Origin of the sequence: Buttiauxella noackiae (assembly GCF_000737905.1) — a bacterium.
Lineage (GTDB): Bacteria > Pseudomonadota > Gammaproteobacteria > Enterobacterales > Enterobacteriaceae > Buttiauxella > Buttiauxella noackiae.
Genome location: NZ_JPRU01000001.1, coordinates 1,518,271 through 1,540,955, shown reverse-complemented (window position 1 = coordinate 1,540,955; position 22,685 = coordinate 1,518,271). Strand labels below are relative to the sequence as shown.

The 22,685-nt window shown below is 49.6% G+C and carries 16 protein-coding genes; 7 read left to right on the top strand and 9 right to left on the bottom strand.

Annotated elements, in window-relative coordinates:
• Positions 1-31 precede the first annotated feature (31 nt).
• The 3 genes from IX31_RS07070 to IX31_RS07060 all read right to left on the bottom strand — a co-directional run bounded on the left by IX31_RS07070 (position 32) and on the right by IX31_RS07060 (position 3,067).
• Complete coding sequence (locus IX31_RS07070) at positions 32-1,549, bottom strand: tripartite tricarboxylate transporter permease (protein WP_034456645.1); 1,518 nt, start codon at positions 1,547-1,549, stop codon at positions 32-34.
• A gap of 93 nt (positions 1,550-1,642) precedes the next feature.
• Positions 1,643-2,074, bottom strand: coding sequence for a tripartite tricarboxylate transporter TctB family protein (locus tag IX31_RS07065; protein WP_034456643.1), 432 nt, complete (start codon positions 2,072-2,074; stop codon positions 1,643-1,645).
• Between the two features lie 12 nt (positions 2,075-2,086).
• Positions 2,087-3,067: a Bug family tripartite tricarboxylate transporter substrate binding protein gene (locus IX31_RS07060; protein WP_034456641.1), complete on the bottom strand. Its 981-nt coding sequence runs from the start codon at positions 3,065-3,067 to the stop codon at positions 2,087-2,089.
• Between the two features lie 140 nt (positions 3,068-3,207).
• On the opposite strand from IX31_RS07060, the gene tctD reads away from it, so the two are divergent.
• The 4 genes from tctD to IX31_RS07040 all read left to right on the top strand — a co-directional run bounded on the left by tctD (position 3,208) and on the right by IX31_RS07040 (position 7,251).
• Complete coding sequence (tctD, locus tag IX31_RS07055) at positions 3,208-3,882, top strand: transcriptional regulator TctD (protein WP_034456639.1); 675 nt, start codon at positions 3,208-3,210, stop codon at positions 3,880-3,882.
• Entirely contained in the window at positions 3,869-5,275 is a 1,407-nt protein-coding gene (locus IX31_RS07050) for a sensor histidine kinase (RefSeq protein WP_034456637.1), read from the top strand. The genes tctD and IX31_RS07050 overlap by 14 nt, the downstream gene beginning before the upstream one ends.
• 137 nt (positions 5,276-5,412) lie before the next feature.
• Entirely contained in the window at positions 5,413-5,955 is a 543-nt protein-coding gene (locus IX31_RS07045; RefSeq protein WP_034456635.1) for a YfaZ family outer membrane protein, read from the top strand.
• A gap of 99 nt (positions 5,956-6,054) precedes the next feature.
• The gene (locus tag IX31_RS07040) at positions 6,055-7,251 is read left to right on the top strand and encodes a nicotinamide mononucleotide deamidase-related protein YfaY (RefSeq protein ID WP_034456632.1); all 1,197 of its coding nucleotides are present in this window, start codon (positions 6,055-6,057) and stop codon (positions 7,249-7,251) included.
• Positions 7,252-7,447: 196 nt separating this feature from the next.
• On the opposite strand, the gene yfaE is transcribed toward IX31_RS07040, so the two are convergent.
• The 4 genes from yfaE to ubiG form a co-directional block, all read right to left on the bottom strand.
• Complete coding sequence (yfaE, locus tag IX31_RS07035; RefSeq protein ID WP_034456630.1) at positions 7,448-7,702, bottom strand: class I ribonucleotide reductase maintenance protein YfaE; 255 nt, start codon at positions 7,700-7,702, stop codon at positions 7,448-7,450.
• Between the two features lie 3 nt (positions 7,703-7,705).
• Positions 7,706-8,836, bottom strand: a complete 1,131-nt coding sequence (gene nrdB / locus IX31_RS07030; RefSeq protein WP_034456628.1) for a class Ia ribonucleoside-diphosphate reductase subunit beta — start codon at positions 8,834-8,836, stop codon at positions 7,706-7,708.
• A gap of 59 nt (positions 8,837-8,895) precedes the next feature.
• A complete protein-coding gene (gene nrdA, locus IX31_RS07025; RefSeq protein ID WP_034456626.1) occupies positions 8,896-11,181 on the bottom strand; it encodes a class 1a ribonucleoside-diphosphate reductase subunit alpha in 2,286 nt (761 codons plus the stop codon).
• A gap of 351 nt (positions 11,182-11,532) precedes the next feature.
• The gene (gene ubiG, locus IX31_RS07020) at positions 11,533-12,258 is read right to left on the bottom strand and encodes a bifunctional 2-polyprenyl-6-hydroxyphenol methylase/3-demethylubiquinol 3-O-methyltransferase UbiG (RefSeq protein WP_034456624.1); all 726 of its coding nucleotides are present in this window, start codon (positions 12,256-12,258) and stop codon (positions 11,533-11,535) included.
• 159 nt (positions 12,259-12,417) lie between these two features.
• On the opposite strand from ubiG, the gene gyrA reads away from it, so the two are divergent.
• The 3 genes from gyrA (at position 12,418) to rcsC (ending at position 18,573) form a co-directional block, all read left to right on the top strand.
• Complete coding sequence (gyrA, locus tag IX31_RS07015) at positions 12,418-15,066, top strand: DNA topoisomerase (ATP-hydrolyzing) subunit A (RefSeq protein ID WP_034456621.1); 2,649 nt, start codon at positions 12,418-12,420, stop codon at positions 15,064-15,066.
• Between the two features lie 109 nt (positions 15,067-15,175).
• Positions 15,176-15,562, top strand: coding sequence for an ASCH domain-containing protein (locus IX31_RS07010; protein WP_034456618.1), 387 nt, complete (start codon positions 15,176-15,178; stop codon positions 15,560-15,562).
• A gap of 158 nt (positions 15,563-15,720) precedes the next feature.
• A complete protein-coding gene (gene rcsC, locus IX31_RS07005; RefSeq protein ID WP_034456615.1) occupies positions 15,721-18,573 on the top strand; it encodes a two-component system sensor histidine kinase RcsC in 2,853 nt (950 codons plus the stop codon).
• A 139-nt stretch (positions 18,574-18,712) separates the two neighbouring features.
• Here the strand turns inward: rcsC and rcsB are convergent, their stop codons facing one another.
• Both rcsB and rcsD read right to left on the bottom strand, forming a co-directional pair.
• Positions 18,713-19,363: a response regulator transcription factor RcsB gene (rcsB, locus tag IX31_RS07000; RefSeq protein WP_034456612.1), complete on the bottom strand. Its 651-nt coding sequence runs from the start codon at positions 19,361-19,363 to the stop codon at positions 18,713-18,715.
• 16 nt (positions 19,364-19,379) lie between these two features.
• A complete protein-coding gene (gene rcsD, locus IX31_RS06995) occupies positions 19,380-22,037 on the bottom strand; it encodes a phosphotransferase RcsD (RefSeq protein WP_034456609.1) in 2,658 nt (885 codons plus the stop codon).
• Positions 22,038-22,685 lie beyond the last annotated feature (648 nt).

The window sequence follows — 22,685 nt, the reverse complement described above, 5'->3', positions numbered from 1 at the left end:
TTAGGGTCGGATGCCGCTTGCGCTAATCCGACTACATGCCCGATTCTAAGGCTGATTTATTCCGCTGCCGGCGAATCATGCGCAGAACCGGTGGTACGATAATCACCGTTACGGCCATAATCAGCAGACCTTTCGCTACACCACTCTCCCACAGAATGCTCAACCCGCCGTTGCTGATTGATAGCGCGCGGCGCAGGTTTTGCTCCAACATTTCACCCAGGACGAAACCCAGAATTAATGGTGACATTGGGAAGTGCATTTTGCGCAGGATATAACCCAGTACACCCAGCCCGACCATCAACAGCAAATCGAAGGTCGTACTATGTACTGCGTAAACGCCAACCGCAGAAACCGCAGCAATGGCTGGCACCAGGAACCACAACGGAATACTCAACATCTTGGTAAAGAAGCCGATTAACGGGATGTTCATGATAAGCAGCATCACGTTGGCAATCAGCAGCGAAGCAATCAAACCCCAAACAATATCCGGCTGCTCGGTAAACATCGCAGGCCCAGGCGTAATGTTATAGAGCGTCAGCGCGCCCATCATCACCGCCGTGGTGCCAGAACCCGGCACGCCGAGCGTTAACATTGGGATAAACGAGCCGCAGGCAGAGGCGTTATTTGCCGCTTCCGGTGCTGCAACGCCACGAATATCACCTTTACCAAACGTGTCGCTATTACCGCTTATCTTCTTCTCGGTCATATATGCAATGGCACTGGCGATGGTGGCACCTGCACCCGGCAAAATCCCGACAAAGAAACCGATAACGGATGAGCGTAAAGCGGCTCCGGTACAGTGTGCGGCCTCCTTCATGCTAAACATCATGCGCCCGGTTTTACGCACCAACACTTGCCCGCTACTGGTGCTTTCGAGCATTAACAGAATTTCTGAAACTGAGAACAGACCAATTACAACCACAATAAATTGCACACCGTCGGAGAGGTGAACGCTATCGAATGTGAAGCGATATACCCCGGTGTTGGCATCCACTCCGACGGTGGCAAGACCCAGACCAATCAGTGCTGCAAGAAACGACTTCAGCGGATTTTGCGCCATCATGCTACCGAGGCAGGCAATGGCAAAGACCATCAATGCAAAGTATTCAGCAGGTCCAAACGCTAGCGACCATTGCGCCAGTGCGGGTGCAAAAAGAATGATGCCAATAATTGCCAGTAGGGAGCCAATAAACGAACTTACGGCGGAAATAGATAACGCCACGCCACCACGACCCTGCTTCGCCATCGGATAACCATCGAGTGCGGTCATAATGGCGGCCGCATCCCCCGGAACGTTAAGAAGTATCGATGAGATGCGTCCTCCGTATTCACAACCGATATAAACCGTTGCCAGCAGAATTAATGCTGACTCCGGCGGTAATTTAAGTGCGAAGGCCAGCGGCAGTAAAATCGCCACGCCATTAATCGGGCCGAGGCCAGGCAGCAGCCCAACGATGGTACCGACAAAGCAACCAATCAGGGCGATCATTAGGTTTTCCGGCGTCAGAGCAACGGCAAAACCTTGCGAGAGATAGAACCAGGTATCCATAAGTACTCCGTTCACCCCGCCAGCTTTCAAGTTGCAGATGCGTAAGTTTGCCGCCTGCCTACACCTCGAAAACTAAAGGGGCTAGATCATAGGTCAATTCAGCCAAACACCGAGAGGAAGGGTCACATCCAACAGACGGTCAAAGGAGTAGAACAACACGCCCCCCATCACCACTCCGGAAATTAATGCTGCCGGAATTGTCGCGCCAAACAGCAAACCGAAACAGGCGGTGAGGAGCGTCGTTGCGAGAGGAAAACCGAGCCATTCGAATGCCCATGCGTACAGTGCAAGGGTTGCGACCATAATCAGTAAGCGTTGCAGCGTCTGGCGGTGCGGCCACTCCACCACGTCGGGATGACGCAGTATCAACAACACCGCGCACATCAACATCAGACCGATAATGGTTAAAGGAAACGGGCGCGGCCCTACGGGTTCATAACTGTATTCGCTCTGAATTTGCCAGCCGATAAACAGGCCACCAATACACAGAACAATCCAGATCCCGGCAAAAATACGATCGCTCATCATCGCCTCCTGTTACTTAGCAAGGCCAAATGCTTTGGCTTGCTCGCGATAATCAGTGACCTGTTTCTTCACATAATTATCCAGCTCTTTGCCAGTCATGTTGAATTCGAACAGGCCACGTAGATCGCGCTGTTTTTTAAAATCGTCGGTTTGTTGGAGTTTGTTGAAGGTTTCGACCCACCACTGGTATTCCGCATCGCTCACTTTCGGGCCGACGTAGAAGCCGCGGATTATCGGCCACACCAGATCATAACCTTGCTCTTTTGCGGTAGGGATTTGTGCCAGTTCACCGGGTAAACGTTCGTTAGCAAACACTGCCAATACACGCAGTTTGTCACCGCTGATATAAGGCACCATTTCGCTAAGATCGCCTGAAACTACCTGAACGTGATTACCCATCAGCGCCGTTACCGGTTCGCCACCACCTTCAAAAGCGACGTAACGCATTTTGTGTGGATCGACGTTAGCTTTTTGCGCAAGCAAGGCAGTCTTCATCCAGTCCTGGCTGCCGATGGATGCACCGGCACCAATCACCACGCTGTTAGGATCTTTTTCCATCGCAGCTAACAGTGATTTCAGATCTTTCCACGGTGAATCAGCACGCACGGCAATCATGCCGTAATCGGTGCCAACACTTGCCAGCCAGCGCACATCATCCACGCCATAACGGCCAAATTTACCTTGCGATAGGTTCAGCAAAGAACCACCGGAGAAGGCGACAACAGTGCCTGCTTCCGCAGGGCGCTGAGCAACAATTGCGTTGTAAGCCACAGCGCCGACGCCGCCTGGCATGTAGGTAACGCGCATTGGTTTTTCAAGTACGCCCGTTTCTTGCAGGCTGACCTGAATCAATTTGCACGTCAGGTCAAAACCACCGCCAGGTTTGGCCGGGGCGATACACTCGGTGCGGGAGGGGACTTCTGCTGCCAGCGTACTGAAAGCGGTTAATAAAAAAGCTGAAGCAATAAAACCAGAGATTAGGGTACGTTTCATTTTTTATTCATCCTCACGTCAAAAAGGCGGTAGATGTTTCGCATTATGTGAAGCGCATTACAGCTGCTTCGTTGCGTGATTGTTAAAGCAATAACCTTTCATTTACCTTTCAGGACGGCAGAAACTTTACAGGATGTGATATGCGTCTCTTACTGGTGGAAGATAACCGTGAGCTGGCTCACTGGCTTGAGAAAGCCCTGATACAAGCGGGCTTTGCGGTGGATTGTGTGTTTGATGGTCAGGCTGCCGATCATCTATTACAAAACGAACGTTATGCGGTCGCAGTAATGGATATCGGGATGCCGAGAATGGATGGTCTGGAGGTTTTACAGCGTTTGCGTAAACGCGGGCAGATATTGCCGGTACTGCTGCTAACTGCACACAGTACGGTGAGCGATCGTGTTAAAGGGTTGAATACGGGGGCTGATGACTATCTGCCAAAGCCTTTTGAGCTCGAGGAGCTCGATGCACGGCTGCGGGCACTGGTGCGACGTAGCGAGGGGCAAATCCATGAGCAACAACAGCTGGGGCAACTCGCTTTTCACGATGAGGGTTATTTCCTGTTGGATAACAAACCGCTGGCATTAACCCCACGAGAACACGCGATCCTGACGGTATTGATGTACCGCCGTACGCGTCCGGTTCCCAAGCAGCAGCTGTTTGAACAGGTGTTTAGTTTGAGCGACGACGCCAGCCCGGAAAGCATCGAACTTTATATTCACCGGTTACGGAAAAAATTAATCACCAGCAATGTTCAGATAACCACGCTACGCGGGCTCGGCTATGTGCTGGAGTGCAGTGATGCGAGCCATTAAACCGCAATCTTTATTCGGACAATTGCTGCTTTTCCTGGGGTTACCATTATTTATTTTGTGGGGCTTATCGGCGGTGAGCGGCTATTTAAGCGCGATGAATGCTGCCACTCAGGCCTACGACCGTACATTACTGGCCTCGACACGCACTGTGGCGGAACAGCTGGTGGTGCATGACGGTAAGCTCGCAGTGGATGTGCCGTGGGTCGTACTCGATAGTTTCGAGCGCAATATGAACGACCGGTTGTATTACAAAGTCACAGATACCCAGGGCAATGTCATATCGGGTTACGACGACTTACCCGATATGCCAAAAAATACCCCCGGCACCGATCTCTATCCCGCGCTGGCGTGGTTCTATAACGCCACATACCGGGGACAGGCATTGCGAGTTGCGCGCCTGCTTCAGCCCGTCAATGAAGGTGGGGTAAACGGGATGGCACAAATTATTGTTGCCGAAACCGTTCAGTCGCGGCACGCACTTGCGGTTCGTTTGTTGATGTCTGCGACCCTGACTCAAGGGGGCCTGGTGCTGCTGACCCTGACGCTCGCCTGGCTGTTATTAAGACGTGTGCTAAAACCGATGCGCCAACTTTCAGTGCTGATGGTGCGCCGCGATCCTGGCGATCTCAACCCGCTACCTGATTTATTGCCCTGGTCGGAAACCCGCTTATTGATAGTTTCGTTTAACCGCTATATCGATAGGCTGCGTGGCCTGGTTACCAGGCAGTCCCGGTTCAGTGCCGATGCTTCCCACCAACTGCGTACACCCCTCACGGTGCTAAAAACTCAGGCGTCAGTAGCACTCAGTAGCCCCGATCCGATGCAGTGGCGTGAAAGTCTGGAGGCAATGCAGGTCACGCTGGATAACACCATCCATTTAACCGAGCGGTTATTACAACTTTCGCGGCTTAGTCGCCTGGATCAGTCTGAAGGGCAAACGATGGAGGCGGTGGATTTGGTGAAAATCGCCCAGGCGTGTTGTTTCTCCTGTATGGCGCAGGCGAGAAGTAAAAATATCGATTTGGGCTATGAAGGCTTATCAGAGGCTTTGATAACCGGCGAGCCGTTGCTGCTGGGGGAGATGTGCATGAATCTGCTGGATAATGCGCTGAAATACACGCCAGAGAACGGCATTGTGACTATTCGTGTCACCCGTGATGAATCGCAAATTGTCTGGCTGGAAATTGAAGACAACGGCCCGGGTATTGAGAGTGGCCAGGTTCGCCATGCGCTGATGCCATTCCATCGTTTAGATAACAGTGCTGAGCAAAGTGGAGCGGGGATTGGGCTTGCGCTGGTTAATGATATTGCGCGTTATCATCGTACACGGCCTGAATTGCTGCGTTCAGCAGCTGGCGGGTTGTTGGTGAGAATTAAACTTTTGGGCACTTAAGGCGCCGTGAAATACTTTTTTTTCATTTTCTTACAAAGGAATGACGAAAAGTATTCCTGATACATTGCTTACATCAATTGGGGCGGTAGAATCGGCGCTTTTCAGGGATATCCCTTTTTCTGCTCAGGATTGAAAGCATGAACAAATTATTAATGGCTGGCGTTGCCGGTTTGGCACTCGTATCTGCATCGGCAAGCGCAATCAGTGTTAGTGGTGAGGCGGGTGAAAAATATACTAACGTTGGCGTAGGTTTTGGTACCGAATCCTCAGGTATTGCTATCAACGGCAACTATGCGCACAACGATGATGATGGCGATATTGTCGGTCTTGGCTTAGGTCTGAATGTTCCATTGGGGCCAATGATGGCAACGGTTGGCGGGCGCGGTGTTTATCTGAACCCGAACGACAGCAAAGAAGGCTATGCAGTTGCAGTAGGCGGCGGTCTGAGCTGGCCTATTTTCGAAAGCTTCACCGTGTTTGGTGATTACTATTACTCCCCGGATTCACTGTCCAGCGGCGTGAAAAACTATCAAGAAGCAAGCGGCGGTGCGCGTTGGACAATCATGCGCCCGATTAGCGTTGAAGCAGGTTACCGTTACATTGGTGTTGATGGTAAAGATGGCGATCGTAATAACACCATCGCTGATGGCCCATATGTCGGCGTAAGCGCAAGATTCTAATCTTTTCAGGCTGCGACATTCTGTCGCGGCCTATTCATTTCAGCCCAATCTATCCTGCTTGAGTTATAGTAAATCGTTATCTTCCCGCGGAGTACAACGATGATAAAAGTGGAAATGCTCTCTACCGGCGACGAAGTGCTGCATGGTCAAATTATTGACACTAACGCAGCCTGGCTTGCTGATTACTTTTTTAACCAGGGTTTACCGATGTCGCGCCGCAATACGGTGGGCGACAGTCTTGAAGATTTAATCGCGGTGCTTAAAGAGCGCAGCGAGCAGGCGGATGTTCTGATTGTAAATGGTGGCCTTGGGCCAACCAGCGACGACCTCAGTGCACTGGCTGCTGCCACTGCCGCAGGTGTGGAACTGGTAATACATCAGGAATGGCTTGCGCATATGGAGCGTTTCTTCGCCGAGCGCGGACGTGAAATGGCACCGAGCAATCGCAAGCAGGCATTAATCCCTGCGACCAGTGAAATGGTTGATAACCCGGTTGGTACAGCCTGTGGCTTTGCTCTAAAGCTGAACCGCTGTCTGATGTTTTTCACTCCCGGTGTTCCTTCCGAATTTAAGGTGATGGTCGAACAACAAATCATGCCGCGTTTGCGTGAGCGCTTTGTGCTGCCAGAGCCGCCAGTTTGCCTGCGTCTTACCACTTTTGGGCGTTCCGAAAGCGAGTTAGCTCAAAGCCTTGAGCCGATTCCGTTACCGGAAGGTGCGGTAATGGGCTATCGCTCATCAATGCCGATTATCGAATTAAAATTGACCGGCCCGGCAAGCCAACGCCAGGCGATGGAAGCCGTATGGCCGCAAGTGCAGCGTGTTGCCGGTGAAAGTGCCATTTTTCAAGGAACAGAAGGTTTACCTGCGCAACTTGCCGAGCGCCTGAGAGCGCAGTCGCTCAATATTGCAGTCAGTGAGCAATTCACCGCCGGGCTGCTCTGCTTGCAGCTTGCCAGCGTGCAAGCGCCGCTGGGGAACAGTGAAGTCTTATCGTCTCGTCCTGAAACACTGGCGCAATTGACCGGGCGTGCTAAAGCGTTCGCACTGCAAGCCGGTAGCGCTGTTGCGCTGGTGGTGGGAAGCCTGGATGACGAGCAGCTTAACTTTGCGCTACACACACCAAAAGGCACTTATGGATTGCAGGTCAAATTCAGTGTGACCCGCTACGCCCTGCGTACACGTCAGGAAGTCTGCGCGATGATGGCACTCAATATGCTGCGTCGCTGGCTTAACGGCTGGGATGTTGCCGCAGAGCATGGCTGGGTTAATGTTGTGGATGTGATCCGTGCGTAATTAACAAATCAGTACGCATAAAAAAACCTCCAGCAGGAGGTTTGAGACGAATGACAAATCTTTTCGTAGGTCGGATAAGCACAGCGTCATCCGACAAAACTGGCGAAAATGGTGGATGACGCTGACGCTTATCCACCCTACAAAATCCATTCATCACCCTTTGTTAGCAATCTGAAACCTCCAGCAGGAGGTTTTTTTACATCTCTATCTCAATATCGCCCTGCGCCTGGCAGCAGCAAGGCAATATTTCACCGGGCTGTATAAACGCCAGCGGTTCGGTAAGCCACTTCACTTCGCCCGTAATCAAGCGGGTACGGCAGGAGCCGCAGTAACCTTCTCGACACTGATATTCTACGGCGACCTGGTGAGATTCCAGAGTCGCCAACAGGGAAGGATGTTCTTCTTCACACAGGAGTTGTGCTCCGGTGATTCGTAGCGTAATGCGGCTCATAATTTACAGCTGGAAATCGCTTAAATCGTCGGTATTAACGTTTGAATCAATCTGCCCGACCAGATAAGAACTCACTTCCACTTCTTGCGGTGCAACCTGCACGTTGTCAGACACAAGCCAGGCGTTGATCCATGGGATTGGGTTAGAACGTGTTTTAAATGGCAGGTCCAGACCAACTGCCTGCATACGGATGTTGGTAATGTAATCAACATACTGGCAGAGAATATCTTTGTTCAGCCCGATCATCGAACCGTCACGGAACAGGTAGCTTGCCCACTCTTTTTCTTGCTCGGCGGCCAGTACGAACAGGTCGTAGCACTCCTGGCGGCATTCCAGGGCGATTTCAGCCATTTCAGGATCGTCTTCACCAGAGCGCATCAAGTTTAGCATGTGCTGCGTGCCTGTCAGATGCAGCGCTTCGTCACGGGCAATCAGCTTGATGATTTTAGCATTGCCTTCCATCAGTTCGCGTTCGGCGAAAGCGAAGGAGCAGGCAAAGCTGACGTAGAAGCGAATCGCTTCCAGCGCGTTAACGCTCATCAGGCATAAATAGAGCTGGCGCTTGAGTGCTCGCAGGTTTACGGTCACGGTTTTGCCGTTCACGTTGTGCGTACCTTCACCCAGCAGATGCCAGTAGCTGGTCATTTCAATCAGTCGGTCGTAATAACCGGAGATATCTTTTGCGCGCTTTAAGATTTCCTGGTTAGTGACGATATCGTCAAACACAATCGCCGGATCGTTAACGATATTACGGATGATATGAGTGTAAGAGCGCGAGTGGATAGTTTCGGAAAACGCCCACGTTTCGACCCAGGTTTCCAGCTCAGGAATAGAGATAAGCGGCAGCAGAGCAACGTTAGGGCTGCGGCCCTGAATGGAGTCCAGCAGGGTCTGGTATTTCAGATTGCTGATGAAGATGTGTTTTTCGTGATCGGGCAGCGCCTGATAATCGATACGGTCGCGAGAAACGTCCACTTCTTCCGGGCGCCAGAAGAAGGAGAGTTGCTTTTCAATCAGCTTTTCGAAGATGTCATATTTTTGCTGATCGTAGCGTGCCACGTTCACCGGCTGGCCAAAGAACATCGGTTCTGCAAGCTGATCGTTTTTCGTCTGTGAAAAAGTGGTGTAAGCCATGAGGTCAAATCCTGTCATGCGTCGAAAAAATCCCCTCAGCAAAGTGAGGGGATTTTAAGTTAGATTTTACATGCGCCGCTTTCGCAGCCATCGTCCTGGATTGAAGGCGCCAGGTCGTCTTGCGCATCTTCCGCGCCGTCGCGGGTATTCTGATAGTAAAGCGTTTTAACACCGAATTTATAGGCGGTGAGCAAATCTTTCAGCAACTGCTGCATCGGCACTTTACCAGACGGGAAGCGCGTTGGGTCATAGTTGGTGTTTGCAGAGATCGACTGGTCGATAAATTTCTGCATCAGACCCACTAATTGCAGGTAACCGTCGTTATTTGGCAGATCCCATAGCAGTTCATAGTTGTCTTTCAGTGTTTCGTAATCCGGCACAACCTGGCGCAGGATACCGTCTTTCGACGCTTTAATGCTGATATGGCCGCGAGGTGGCTCGATACCATTGGTGGCGTTAGAAATCTGCGAAGAGGTTTCAGACGGCATCAACGCAGAGAGCGTGGAGTTACGCAGGCCGTGAGTTTTAATCGACTCACGCAGACCTTCCCAGTCCAGATGCAGCGGCTCGTTGCTGATGACATCCAGGTCTTTCTTGTACGTGTCAATTGGCAGAATGCCTTTTGCGTAGGTGGTTTCGTTGAACCACAGGCAAGGGCCTTGCTCTTTCGCCAGCTCGTTCGATGCTTTCAGCAGGTAGTACTGAATCGCTTCAAAGGTTTTGTGCGTCAGGTTATTGGCGCTGCCGTCGGAGTAACGAACGCCATTCTTCGCCAGGTAGTAAGCGAAGTTAATCACACCAACGCCCAGAGTACGACGGCCCATCGCACCGCGTTTAGCGGCAATGATTGGGTAGTCCTGGTAATCCAACAGCGCATCCAGAGCACGCACTGCCAGAATTGCCAGCTCTTCCAGCTCATCCAGACTTTCGATAGCACCCAGGTTGAATGCAGACAGCGTACACAGTGCAATTTCACCGTCTTCATCGTTAATGTCATTCAGTGGTTTGGTCGGCAACGCGATTTCCAGGCACAGGTTGGACTGGCGAACTGGCGCGATAGCCGGGTCAAACGGGCTATGGGTGTTGCAGTGGTCAACGTTCTGAATGTAGATACGGCCAGTAGACGCGCGTTCCTGCATCATTAGCGAGAACAGTTCAACGGCTTTCACGCGTTGCTTACGGATGCTGTCGTCTTTTTCGTATTTAGTATACAGCTGCTCGAATTTTTCCTGGTCAGCAAAGAACGCATCGTAAAGACCTGGGACGTCAGACGGGCTGAACAGTGTGATGTCTTCGCCTTTCAACAAACGGGTGTACATCAGCTTGTTGATCTGCACGCCGTAATCCATGTGGCGTACGCGGTTGCCTTCAACACCACGGTTGTTTTTCAGTACCAACAGGCTTTCAACTTCCAGGTGCCACATTGGGTAGAAGAGTGTCGCAGCACCGCCACGTACGCCGCCCTGAGAGCAGGATTTCACTGCGGTCTGGAAGTGTTTGTAGAACGGGATACAACCGGTGTGGAACGCTTCACCACCACGAATTGGGCTACCCAGCGCACGGATACGACCGGCGTTAATGCCGATACCGGCACGTTGGGAAACATACTTCACAATTGCACTGGAAGTGGCGTTGATGGAGTCCAGGCTGTCGCCGCACTCGATCAGTACGCAAGAGCTGAACTGGCGAGTTGGGGTGCGCACGCCAGACATAATCGGCGTAGGCAGAGAAATTTTGAAGGTAGAAACCGCATCGTAAAAACGCTTCACGTAGCTCAGACGGGTTTCGCGCGGGTAACCAGAGAACAGGCAGGCGGCTACCAGAATATAGAGGAACTGTGCGCTTTCGTAGATTTCACCGGTCACACGGTTCTGTACCAGGTATTTGCCTTCGAGCTGTTTAACAGCCGCGTAAGAGAAACTCATATCACGATCATGGTCGAGATAATCGTCCATCTGCTTGAACTCTTCTTCCGTGTAGTCTTCCAGCAGATGTTGATCGTATTTGCCCATCTCAACCATTTTCACGACATGGTTATAGAGCTTTGGCGGCTCGAACTCACCGTAAGCTTTTTTGCGCAGATGGAACACAGCCAGACGCGCAGCCAGATACTGGTAATCAGGCGCTTCGCGAGAGATTAAATCGGCAGCTGCTTTGATGATGGTTTCATGAATGTCAGAGGTTTTGATGCCGTCATAAAACTGGATGTGCGAGCGCAGTTCAACCTGTGATACGGATACGTTATTTAAGCCTTCGGCGGCCCAATCCAGAACTCGATGGATTTTATCCAGATCGATACGCTCAGTGCGACCGTCACGTTTTGTAACCAGCAGACTCTGATTCATGTGCGTTTGTACCTGTCCGTGAAATGAAAAATGCCCCGTTTATCCACAGTTGGCCTCTAGTGGCTAACCTTGTGGATAAATACTATATGTAGGGGGTTGTGGATTACTTGATCACTATATGGTGAGTATTCTAGTAACTAATCGGCTGAGAACAAGTATTGATTTCGAGACGGATTTAAGGTTGTGACAAGCGGAATTTCGCTAAGTCCACGTCACATAAGGCCTGTGACAATTGTCAATGGGATGCAAAAAAAATGATATTTTTGATCGAGTGCTGATTTCTTAAACTTCATTGATAAGTGCGCGGTTTGATACCACGCAGTTTTCATCAACCTAGCTTATGGATAAAAATTAATTTTCGGCTTGTGTATGCAACATGTAATTAACATCAACCCCTGCTGCAAGTTTGAACGTGTTGGTCAGCGGGTTGAAATGTAACCCGGTCATGTGACGTTCGCGCAGTTGAGTCTCATCCACCCAGGCCAGTAATTCCGCAGGCTTGATGAATTTTTTAATGTCGTGTGTACCTTTTGGCACCATGCGCAGGATGTACTCTGCACCGACCACCGCCATCAGCCAGGATTTACCATTACGGTTAAGGGTGGAGAAAAAGACGTGACCACCAGGTTTTACCAATTTCGCACAGGCAGTCACGACTGATTTCGGATCTGGCACATGCTCCAGCATTTCCATACAGGTCACCACGTCATATTTCCCGGCAAATTTTTCCGCGTGCTGCTCAACGGTTTCCTGAACGTAGTCAACCTTGATACCGCTTTCCAGCGCATGGAGCTTAGCAACCTGTAATGGTTCGAAACCCATATCCAGCCCGGTCACATTGGCACCTTCGCGCGCCATGCTCTCTGCCAGAATCCCACCGCCACAGCCGACATCAAGCACCGTTTTGCCAAATAACCCCTCTGCGCGTTGACTGATATAACCCAAACGCAGCGGGTTGATGCGGTGCAGAGGCTTAAATTCGCCTTCAAGATCCCACCAGCGTGAGGCTACGGCTTCGAATTTGGCGATTTCATCATGGTCAACGTTCTGGATAACCGGCTGGTTTTCGGCATTCATGGGGCTACTCACTCCTTGTTCGTTTCGTGGCGGGAGTATATCAGTCAATGTCTGTGAATAAACCATTCGGCAACCATGTTGTGGTTTCCCCAAAGTAGGGCGATTGTGTTATAATTTGCGACCTTTGAATCCGGGACACAGTAGAGGGATAGCGGATACATGAGCGACCTTGCCAGAGAAATTACACCGGTCAACATTGAGGAAGAGCTAAAGAGCTCATATCTGGATTACGCGATGTCGGTTATTGTCGGCCGCGCACTGCCAGATGTCCGCGATGGACTCAAGCCGGTACACCGTCGCGTACTTTACGCCATGAACGTATTGGGCAATGACTGGAATAAAGCGTACAAAAAATCCGCCCGTGTTGTTGGTGACGTAATCGGTAAATATCACCCTCATGGTGATACCGCTGTCTATGACACTATCGTGCGTATGGCGCAGCCATTCTCATTGCGTTACATGTTGGTAGATGGCCAGGGTAACTTTGGTTCTGTGGACGGTGACTCCGCCGCGGCGATGCGTTATACGGAAATCCGTATGTCGAAAATCGCTCACGAACTGATGGCCGATCTCGAAAAAGACACGGTAGATTTCGTCGATAACTACGACGGAACCGAGCGCATTCCTGATGTTATGCCGACCAAAATTCCTAACTTGCTGGTTAACGGTTCATCCGGTATCGCAGTAGGTATGGCAACTAACATCCCGCCTCATAACATCACTGAAGTTATCAACGGCTGCCTGGCGTTTATTGAAGACGAAGACATTACCGTTGAAGGGTTAATGGAACACATCCCAGGCCCGGACTTCCCAACTGCCGCTATCATCAATGGCCGTCGTGGCATTGAAGAAGCGTACCGCACTGGTCGTGGCAAGATTTACATTCGCGCCCGTGCAGAAGTTGAAGCAGATGCGAAAACAGGTCGTGAGACCATCATCGTTCATGAAATTCCATACCAGGTAAACAAAGCTCGCCTGATTGAGAAAATCGCTGAACTGGTGAAAGACAAACGCGTTGAGGGCATTAGCGCTCTGCGTGATGAGTCCGATAAAGACGGTATGCGCATTGTTATCGAAATTAAACGCGATGCAGTGGGCGAAGTGGTTCTGAATAATCTTTATTCTCAGACTCAACTGCAAACTTCCTTCGGTATCAACATGGTTGCGCTGCACCAGGGCCAACCGAAGATCATGAACCTGAAAGACATTCTTTCTGCGTTCGTGCGTCACCGCCGTGAAGTTGTGACTCGTCGTACTATTTTCGAACTGCGTAAAGCACGCGACCGTGCGCACATCCTTGAAGGTCTGGCGATTGCGCTTGCGAACATCGACCCGATTATCGAGCTGATTCGTCATTCTCCAAATGCCGCCGAAGCGAAAACTGGCCTGATTGCCCGTTCATGGGCTCTGGGCAACGTTTCTGCCATGCTGGAACGTGCCGGTGATGATGCTGCGCGTCCTGAGTGGCTGGAACCAGAGTTCGGTATTCGTGATGGTCAATATTTCCTGACCGAGCAACAAGCCCAGGCAATTCTGGATCTGCGTTTGCAGAAACTGACCGGCCTTGAGCATGAAAAACTGCTCGACGAATACAAAGAGCTGTTGGAACAGATTGCTGAGTTGCTGCACATTTTGGGCAGCGCTGAACGTCTGATGGAAGTGATCACCGAAGAGCTGGTTGCCATGCGCGATCAGTTTGGCGACAAGCGTCGCACCGAGATCACCGCAAACACCTCTGATATCAACATTGAAGATCTGATCAACCGCGAAGATGTGGTTGTGACGCTGTCCCACCAGGGCTATGTGAAATATCAGCCGCTGACCGACTACGAAGCACAACGTCGTGGTGGTAAAGGTAAATCCGCAGCACGTATTAAAGAAGAAGACTTTATCGACCGCCTGTTGGTTGCCAATACTCACGATACCATTCTGCTGTTCTCCAGCCGTGGTCGCCTGTATTGGATGAAGGTTTATCAGTTGCCGGAAGCGAGCCGTGGTGCGCGTGGCCGTCCAATTGTTAACCTGTTGCCACTGGAAGCGAACGAACGTATTACCGCTATTCTGCCGGTTCGTGAATATGCCGAAGGCGTTAACGTATTTATGGCGACCGCAAGCGGTACCGTGAAGAAAACTGCGTTGACCGACTTCAGCCGCCCACGTTCAGCGGGCATCATCGCTGTTAACCTGAACGAAGGTGACGAGCTGATTGGTGTTGATTTGACTGACGGTAGCAACGAAGCCATGCTGTTCTCGGCTGCGGGTAAAGTGGTGCGCTTCAAAGAAGACGCCGTTCGTACCATGGGCCGTACTGCAACAGGTGTTCGTGGTATCAAGCTTGCGGGTGAAGACAAAGTGGTTTCCCTGATTATTCCACGCGGTGAAGGTTCTATCCTGACCGTGACGCAGAATGGTTATGGTAAACGTACCGCGGCTGATGAGTATCCGACTAAGTCACGTGCAACTCAGGGCGTTATCTCAATCAAAGTCACCGAGCGTAACGGCAGCGTCGTTGGCGCAGTACAGGTTGAAGATACTGACCAGATTATGATGATTACCGATGCAGGTACTCTGGTACGTACTCGCGTTTCTGAAGTGAGTGTCGTTGGCCGTAACACCCAGGGCGTTATCCTTATCCGTACTGCGGATGATGAAAACGTGGTGGGCCTGCAACGTGTTGCAGAACCGGTTGATGAAGAAGAACTGGATGCCATCGACGGCTCAGTTGCGGAAGGTGATGACGAAATCGCACCAGAAGCAGACGTAGATGACAACGCTTCTGATGAAGCAGACGACGAAGCAGACGAATAATCTGAATTTTGTTGTTTGATATGACTCATAACGCCCGATGCATTTATTGCATCGGGCGTTTTTTATTTTAATATCAAGTTAGGCTTGGTTTAACTCATAAGGTAACTCAATGGCTATTCCTGAGAAGTATGAAGATGTAGAACGCTGGGCGTTTGGTGATACCGAAAAACAGGCTGATGAACTGGCTAAATTAGTGCTCGATGGCGTGAAAACAGCCACCTGCGCTAACCTGGATGGCGAGGGCATTGCCCAGCCTGGCGATGTTTTTGTGGTGGTTGATGGCAAGAATAAGCCGGTTTGCGCGATTGAACTGACCACGACAGAAATGACGACTTTTGAACAGGTGGATGAAGCCCACGCTCTGGCAGAAGGTGAAGGTGACCGCACGCTGGCGTACTGGCGCAACGAGCATAAACGCTTTTTTGAAGAGTACGATCTGTTCTCTCCGGATATGACATTAGTGTTGATGCATTTCAAAGTTATCGAAAAGTTCTGATCGTAGTACCTCGCGATCCGATAGATGCAGACAGCCATCACGGCAAATTGCAGGTATTGATCGCGAAAAACCTTATTCCCTTTGCCGTTGCGGGCTGCCATTTTTGCGGCTACCTTAACGGCATCTAAAGTTTTGCAATTTCCACGACCAGGCTCAATTTGAAATATCTTGTCTCCTTTCGCACCACACTAAAAGTCTCCCGCTACCTGTTTCGGGCACTGGCTTTATTGCTTTGGCTGCTGATTGCGCTCTTTTCGGTGTTCTACATCATGAATGCCCTACATGAAAAAGAGGCAGAAATTCGCCAGGAATTTAATATCAGCTTTGACCAGGCACAGCGTTATATCCAGCGTACGTCTGATGTGGTGAAAGAGCTCAAGTACATTGCGGAAAATCGTCTGACCGCCGCTAATGGCGTGTTGCCGTCCGTGGAAAATGATGACAACAGAGTCGACCCACCGAGTTTCATGCCGTTGTTCCCGGACTCGGACTGTTCAGCTGTCAGCTCAACCTGGCGCTCTTCTTTGCAATCACTGGCGTGGTTCTTGCGCTACTGGCGAGACAATTTCTCTGCAGCCTACGATCTTAATCGCGTCTTTTTGATTGGCGGTGACAATCTGTGTATGGCGGATTTCGGCCTGCGCGAGATGCCCCTTGAGCGTGAAAAAGCGTTGAAAACACTGCATGAGCGCATCATGAAATATCGCAATGCACCACAAGATGAGCGCAGCAATAGTATTTACTGGATTGGTCAGGGTTCACGCCCAGGGGTCGGGTATTTCTATACTCTTACGCCTGTGTATCTGGCTAACCGCTTGCAGGCTCTGCTGGGTGTTGAGCAAACCATCCGCATGGAGAACTTCCTTTCACCGGGTTCAATGCCAATTGGCGTAACGATTCTCGACGAAAATAGCCATCCATTGATTTCACTGACAGGCCCGGAAGCAAATATTCAGCCTGATGAAAAATGGCTTCAGGAACGTTCCTGGTTTGGCTATACCGCCGGATATAAGCAATTTATTCTCAAGAAAAACCTGCCGCCGTCATCGATGAGCGTGGTGTACTCCGTACCTGTGGATATGGTGCTTGAACGCATTCGCATGCTGATTCTCAATGCGGTGCTGCTGAATATCCTGGTGGGGGGCTTGCTGTTTACTCTGGCGCGTATGTATGAAAAACGGATCTTTATTCCTGCGGAAAATGATGCCCTGCGTCTCGAAGAGCACGAGCAGTTCAACCGTAAAATTGTGGCCTCAGCGCCGGTCGGTATCTGTATTTTACGTACTCAGGATGGGACAAACATTCTGAGTAATGAGCTGGCGCACAATTATCTCAACATGCTGACCCATGAAGACCGACAACGGTTAACACAAATTATCTGTGGTCAGCAGGTTAATTTTGTCGATGTACTGACCAGTAGCCATACCAACTTGCAGATTAGCTTTGTCCATTCGCGTTACCGGAATGAAAACGTGGCGATTTGTGTGCTGGTGGATGTCAGTGCGCGCGTCAAGATGGAAGAGTCGCTCCAGGAAATGGCACAAGCCTCTGAGCAGGCGAGCCAGTCAAAATCCATGTTCTTAGCCACCGTAAGTCACGAACTGCGCACGCCGCTCTATGGCATCATCGGTAACCTGGATTTATTGCAAACTAAAGAGCTACCGAAAGGGGTAGATCGCCTGGTAACGGCGATGAATAACTCATCGAGCCTGTTACTGAAAATCATCAGCGATATTCTCGATTTCTCGAAAATTGAATCCGAGCAGTTAAAAATAGAGCCGCATGAGTTCTCACCACGCGAAGTGATGAGCCATATCACCGCAAACTATCTGCCGTTGGTGGTGCGTAAACAGCTCGGGCTGTACTGTTTTATCGAACCGGATGTGCCGCTGACGCTGCAAGGTGACCCAATGCGTTTGCAACAGGTCATTTCTAACTTACTCAGTAACGCCATCAAATTTACCGATATTGGCTGCATTGTTCTGCACGTCAGTGTGGAAGGGGATTACCTCTCCTGGCGTGTGCGTGATACCGGCGTCGGTATCCCGGCAAAAGAAGTCACTCGCTTATTTGACCCATTCTTCCAGGTGGGCACAGGCGTACAGCATAACTTCCAGGGCACAGGGCTTGGACTGGCTATCTGCGAGAAGCTAATTAGCATGATGGATGGCGATATTGCCGTTGATACTGAAGTGGGGATGGGGAGCCAGTTTACAATCCGTATTCCTTTATACGCTGCAAAATACGCCGAGCAATCCCAGGTTGAAGGATTGGTTAAAAAACGCTGCTGGCTGGCAGTGCGTAATGCTTCGTTGAGTAAATATCTCGAGTCTGTACTTACTCGTAACCAAATCGATGTTCGGCAGTATCAGGGCCAACTGCCTGATAACGACGATATCTTGATAACCGATGATGAGCTGGAAAAAGCCTGGGAAGGGCGTGCCGCCATTATCTTCTGCCGTCGGCATATCGGAATCCCAATTGAAGCCTCGCCGGGTTGCTGGTTACATAGTCTTGCCGCACCGCATGATTTGTTGCTGCTCCTTGGGCGCATTTATAGCATTACGGTTAATCTGCCAGGAGCAGATTCCACCCAACCGGTAGCCGCTGACAGTAATGAAAAAAATGACGATATGATGATTCTTGTCGTCGATGATCACCCTATCAACCGACGTTTGCTGGCAGATCAGCTAGGATCGTTGGGCTATCAATGTAAAACGGCGAACGACGGTGTCGATGCACTGAATGTGTTGAGTAAAAATCACATTGATATTGTGCTCAGCGACGTCAACATGCCGAATATGGATGGTTATCGCCTGACACAACGGATTCGTCAGCTCGGTTTGACTTTGCCTGTAGTGGGGGTGACGGCAAATGCGCTTGCAGAAGAGAAACAACGCTGTATTGAGTCGGGAATGGATAGCTGCCTGTCGAAACCAGTAACGCTGGATATTCTTAAAACGACGGTCGATCTTTATGCGGCAAGGGTGAGGAAGACCAGGGAGTTATAAGGGATAAAATATTTATCCTAAAGAATTTAAGTTGCAGGTAGGTAGTTAAATAACTCATCCCCAGGAACTTACTCAAGTAAGTGACTGGGGTGAGCGAATGCAGCCAACACCCCTACAACGTGAAGTATGGCGGGTATGGTTAGTCTTTGTCGGCCGGGGACAGACTTACCGACGAAAGATAGTTCAGCAACGCAATGTCATTTTCCACGCCCAGTTTCATCATGGCTGATTTCTTCTGGCTACTGATGGTTTTGATACTGCGGTTCAGTTTGCGAGCAATCTCAGTCACCAGGAAACCTTCGGCAAACAGACGCAAAACTTCGCTCTCTTTTGGAGACAAGCGTTTGTCACCGTAACCACCCGCGCTGATTTTTTCCAGCAGGCGAGATACGCTTTCCGGTGTGAATTTTTTGCCTTTCTGCAGTGCAGCCAGCGCTTTTGGTAAATCAGTTGGCGCGCCTTGCTTAAGCACAATTCCTTCGATATCCAGTTCTAACACAGCGCTCAAAATAGCTGGGTTGTTATTCATCGTCAGAACGATGATTGAAATGTCAGGGAAGTGACGTTTGATGTACTTGATAAGCGTAATGCCGTCGCCGTATTTGTCGCCAGGCATTGAAAGATCGGTTATCAAAACGTGAGCATCAAGTTTTGGCAGGTTATTGATAAGCGCTGTGGAATCTTCAAACTCACCGACAACATTCACCCACTCGATCTGCTCGAGTGATTTACGAATGCCGAACAGGACAATCGGATGGTCGTCGGCAATAATTACGTTCATACTGTTCATGTAATAGGCTACCTTGCTACAGCAAACTCTTGACGTAAGCGTCAATATCGCTGGTATATTTTTGTATGTTGGTAGCATCACTTTCACGAATGTGATGCTCTAACGTTTCACATAACTGTTTGCCGGGTACCAGATTGAGCATTGCAAACACTCCCTTCAAGCGGTGAGCTGTTTGCGCTAATGCTGCGAAATCGTGCGCCGCAGATTCAGTATACAATCTCCTAACATCTTCCGGTACTGTGTCGACAAACAGTGCGTAATAGCCGCTGGCATGAAGTTGTGCATTTTCGTCGCCACCCAGCGGTGATTCTGAAATACCTTCTTGCGCCAGTTGCTCTTCTATCAGCTGCAGCACCGCATCCTGCATGGCATTACTGATATTAAAGTTAACTCGGAACTGGCCTGGGCCTAGCTTCCGCATTCCGTTCTCATCATCGCTTAAAAGCAAACCCGAAGATGTAAGATTAGACGGATTATCTGTCAGGAAGATATCAAACTCTTGACTAGCCAGTCTTTCATCCGGAGTGATGCACTGCGCACCCCAGTTTTCCAGCAGGCGAGTGACAATATTTCGGACCTCACTGGAGGTGATATCAATCATCGCCACCACATCATCGAGCAGTTTCTCTTCCTGCTCTTCATGCTGCGGTTCGGCTGTCATTTTGATATGTAAATTGTAGCGTGTACCAATTTCCTCACGGGTCTTGATATTCAGATGCCCCCCGAGTTTGCGTGAAAGCTGGTCGCATAAATAGAATGTTAATCCATTAGCACGCCCGTAACGATCTTCACTGGTTGCGTTGAGGAAAGGGAAGTGGAGATTATCGACTTCACCACTACTGATACCTTCACCGGTATCCAAAATACGGAATAGTAGACGGTCCGGCCCAGACTCTTCTTCAGTAATATCCAGGGTGATTTTGCCAATTTGGGTCGTCGTTACCGAATAATGCAGCAATAACTGGAGCACTTTACGTAGTGCTTCGCGGTCGCCGTGACGCTCTTCATCTGCCGCCAAATGGTTGTTGATCAGCAGCTGCAAACCTTTACGCTTGATAATAGGCAACATTTCCAGTGCAACTTCATCAATCAATGGCTGGATTGCGAACAGCGTTGCATTCGTTTTCCAGGTATCGGTTTCAAGCATGTTGAGCAACTGAATCTCATCCACCAGGCGCACAATGCTTTGGGCTTCATTGGCAATTGCGTGCCCCTGCGGAGTATTTAGTTCACTGGCATGTTCGGCGATATTTTTCACCGGTAGCTGTAGCGCTTCCCCAATGTTCTGCATGAACGTAATTCGTCCCTGCTGGTTTTTTTCATATAAACGCTGAGCTTGCTTGAGCTTTTTGTTAACCAGAATTTCGCGGTCCTGGTCGCGAATCACAAATATCTGCGTGCGTGGCGCAATCTGGCTGCGAAATTGGCGAATCTCATACAGTTCATTATTGATTGTTGCCTGAATCACACCCTGATGCTGATCGGCCATCGCAATGATGTTTTGCAGATTAAGGTGTGGTAACAAATGGTCGGCAATTTTATTGCTGATGACTGTGCGATTTGAATCCAGGTCATGTACCAACAGGCCAAGTGGCAATTGCGAGACAATCTCTTCGTTGAGTGCACGTAAAATTTGTAATTCGCCGTTGCCGTTCTGTGTCTCTACAGGACGGGCTGCCTGTTGGCGGAAAGTGGTGAAGCCGAATAGCGCCAGCGCCAGCAGACCGATATTGAGTAGCAGAGGTAATATAATATTCTGCAAGGTGTCCATCAGTAGGGTGCCGAGAGGAACCTGCCAGACCAGCCGCATATGGGTTGTAGCAAGCGGGGACGCTATTTCAATTTTCGCACCATTAAAATTAATGGAGATGCTATCCGGATCTTCTTTTTCTATACCGCTAGCCGCCATTGGAGCATCGTTATTTTCCAGACGGAAGCTGTCTAGTGACATCCCTGGTGGAATCAAATCGTTGATGGGTAAATCAAACGCTACGACCGTTGCCAGGTGACCAGGCTGGTTAAAGGTTGTTCGCAGGGTAAAGTAATAACCGTTTTGCCACGCCAGATGGCGTAGCTGAGAGAAGCTTTCACGCTCATCAAGTGCGTTTGCTTGCTGAAGCATTTCAGCGCGGCGTGAATCGACTATGGAACCGACGCCGCTTTCTTTGAGACCGGAAGAAAGATCTTTAAGTGGCAAGGTAGAGACCAGGATCATGCTGTTATCCTGGCCATTTAAATAGTACATCGACCACGGGCTGTTTTCAGCACCCCACAAGGTATCAAGATAAGTAGAGATACGTTGTGTCATATCCAGTGTTGAGCTGTCGTGCGAGCCAAAGATGAGGGCTTCGGTTTTACGACGTGGCTTCTCTAAATAATACACATCCTGGCGTAGACGCGTTTCTTGCAGGCCGTCGCTTGCTGGCGCCGTTGAAACGGCGATGTTGTCATAAATTTGCCAGGTTGCGTAACGATAGGTATCAACCCTTTTGTGAAGCGCGTGGGTGATGTCGACAATCTGATAGCTTTTATCCTTGAGCCAGGTGTTGACGGCACTTTGCACCATGACACCCATGGCAACCAGTAGCACGACTATCAATAGCAGGAAAAAGCGCGTGATATTGCCGGGAATAAGCGAAAATTTATTAGGGATCATACCGTCTGACTGACTCATTGTTAGCGCGCAACCCGGCGAGCATTCGCCACGTAAAAAAATCCACTGCTCTGCAAGGCATGCCAGCAGGCGTTATAGCTGTTAGTAAGAAAACCAACACATCAGATCAAGAATACCTGCAACAGGCGTTGGCGTCATCGTCAGTGTCTTAAAACTCAACGAGTATAATTCGAAATCGTCACATTTCCAGGTTGTTGATAATTAGCCGAAATAATGCCATTAACCAGAGTGTATTTTAGCCAACTTTTCGCGGTATTTTTGTACAAATAAATTTCATTTGTACAATTATTTAATATGAAATGATTGTCTATTTAGGTTTTCTTTTTTGAGAAAATTCCTGCATGAGAGGTGAGATTTTTCTGTAAGCGAAGCGGCAATTTATTAATAGACGTTATTTTTTTGAGGGGAGTAGCACAAAATGATTAAAGTTACGTAAAGAAACGTAAAAAAAACCGGATGCAAGCATCCGGTCCAAATAAGTGTAAACAGACATTCAAAGCTGAATGACGGTAATAAATAAAGTTAATGATGATAGCGGGAGTTATTTTATATATAAATTTTGAGTGTGTTTTATCATTCAGTGCTACGTCTATTCATTTGATTTATTCAATTGATTTTATTGATTATTTTATTTTTTTTGACGATTAG

What these genes read in the sequence shown, in the direction of transcription:
- gyrA (WP_034456621.1), top strand. Translation starts at nt 12,418, where the DNA reads ATGAGCGACCTTGCCAGAGAAATTACACCGGTCAACATTGAGGAAGAG.
- tctD (WP_034456639.1), top strand. Translation starts at nt 3,208, where the DNA reads ATGCGTCTCTTACTGGTGGAAGATAACCGTGAGCTGGCTCACTGGCTT.
- IX31_RS07010 (WP_034456618.1), top strand. Translation starts at nt 15,176, where the DNA reads ATGGCTATTCCTGAGAAGTATGAAGATGTAGAACGCTGGGCGTTTGGT.
- IX31_RS07040 (WP_034456632.1), top strand. Translation starts at nt 6,055, where the DNA reads ATGATAAAAGTGGAAATGCTCTCTACCGGCGACGAAGTGCTGCATGGT.
- rcsD (WP_034456609.1), bottom strand. Translation starts at nt 22,037, where the DNA reads ATGAGTCAGTCAGACGGTATGATCCCTAATAAATTTTCGCTTATTCCC.
- IX31_RS07045 (WP_034456635.1), top strand. Translation starts at nt 5,413, where the DNA reads ATGAACAAATTATTAATGGCTGGCGTTGCCGGTTTGGCACTCGTATCT.
- nrdA (WP_034456626.1), bottom strand. Translation starts at nt 11,181, where the DNA reads ATGAATCAGAGTCTGCTGGTTACAAAACGTGACGGTCGCACTGAGCGT.
- IX31_RS07065 (WP_034456643.1), bottom strand. Translation starts at nt 2,074, where the DNA reads ATGAGCGATCGTATTTTTGCCGGGATCTGGATTGTTCTGTGTATTGGT.
- IX31_RS07060 (WP_034456641.1), bottom strand. Translation starts at nt 3,067, where the DNA reads ATGAAACGTACCCTAATCTCTGGTTTTATTGCTTCAGCTTTTTTATTA.
- rcsB (WP_034456612.1), bottom strand. Translation starts at nt 19,363, where the DNA reads ATGAACAGTATGAACGTAATTATTGCCGACGACCATCCGATTGTCCTG.
- yfaE (WP_034456630.1), bottom strand. Translation starts at nt 7,702, where the DNA reads ATGAGCCGCATTACGCTACGAATCACCGGAGCACAACTCCTGTGTGAA.
- ubiG (WP_034456624.1), bottom strand. Translation starts at nt 12,258, where the DNA reads ATGAATGCCGAAAACCAGCCGGTTATCCAGAACGTTGACCATGATGAA.
- IX31_RS07050 (WP_034456637.1), top strand. Translation starts at nt 3,869, where the DNA reads ATGCGAGCCATTAAACCGCAATCTTTATTCGGACAATTGCTGCTTTTC.
- nrdB (WP_034456628.1), bottom strand. Translation starts at nt 8,836, where the DNA reads ATGGCTTACACCACTTTTTCACAGACGAAAAACGATCAGCTTGCAGAA.
- IX31_RS07070 (WP_034456645.1), bottom strand. Translation starts at nt 1,549, where the DNA reads ATGGATACCTGGTTCTATCTCTCGCAAGGTTTTGCCGTTGCTCTGACG.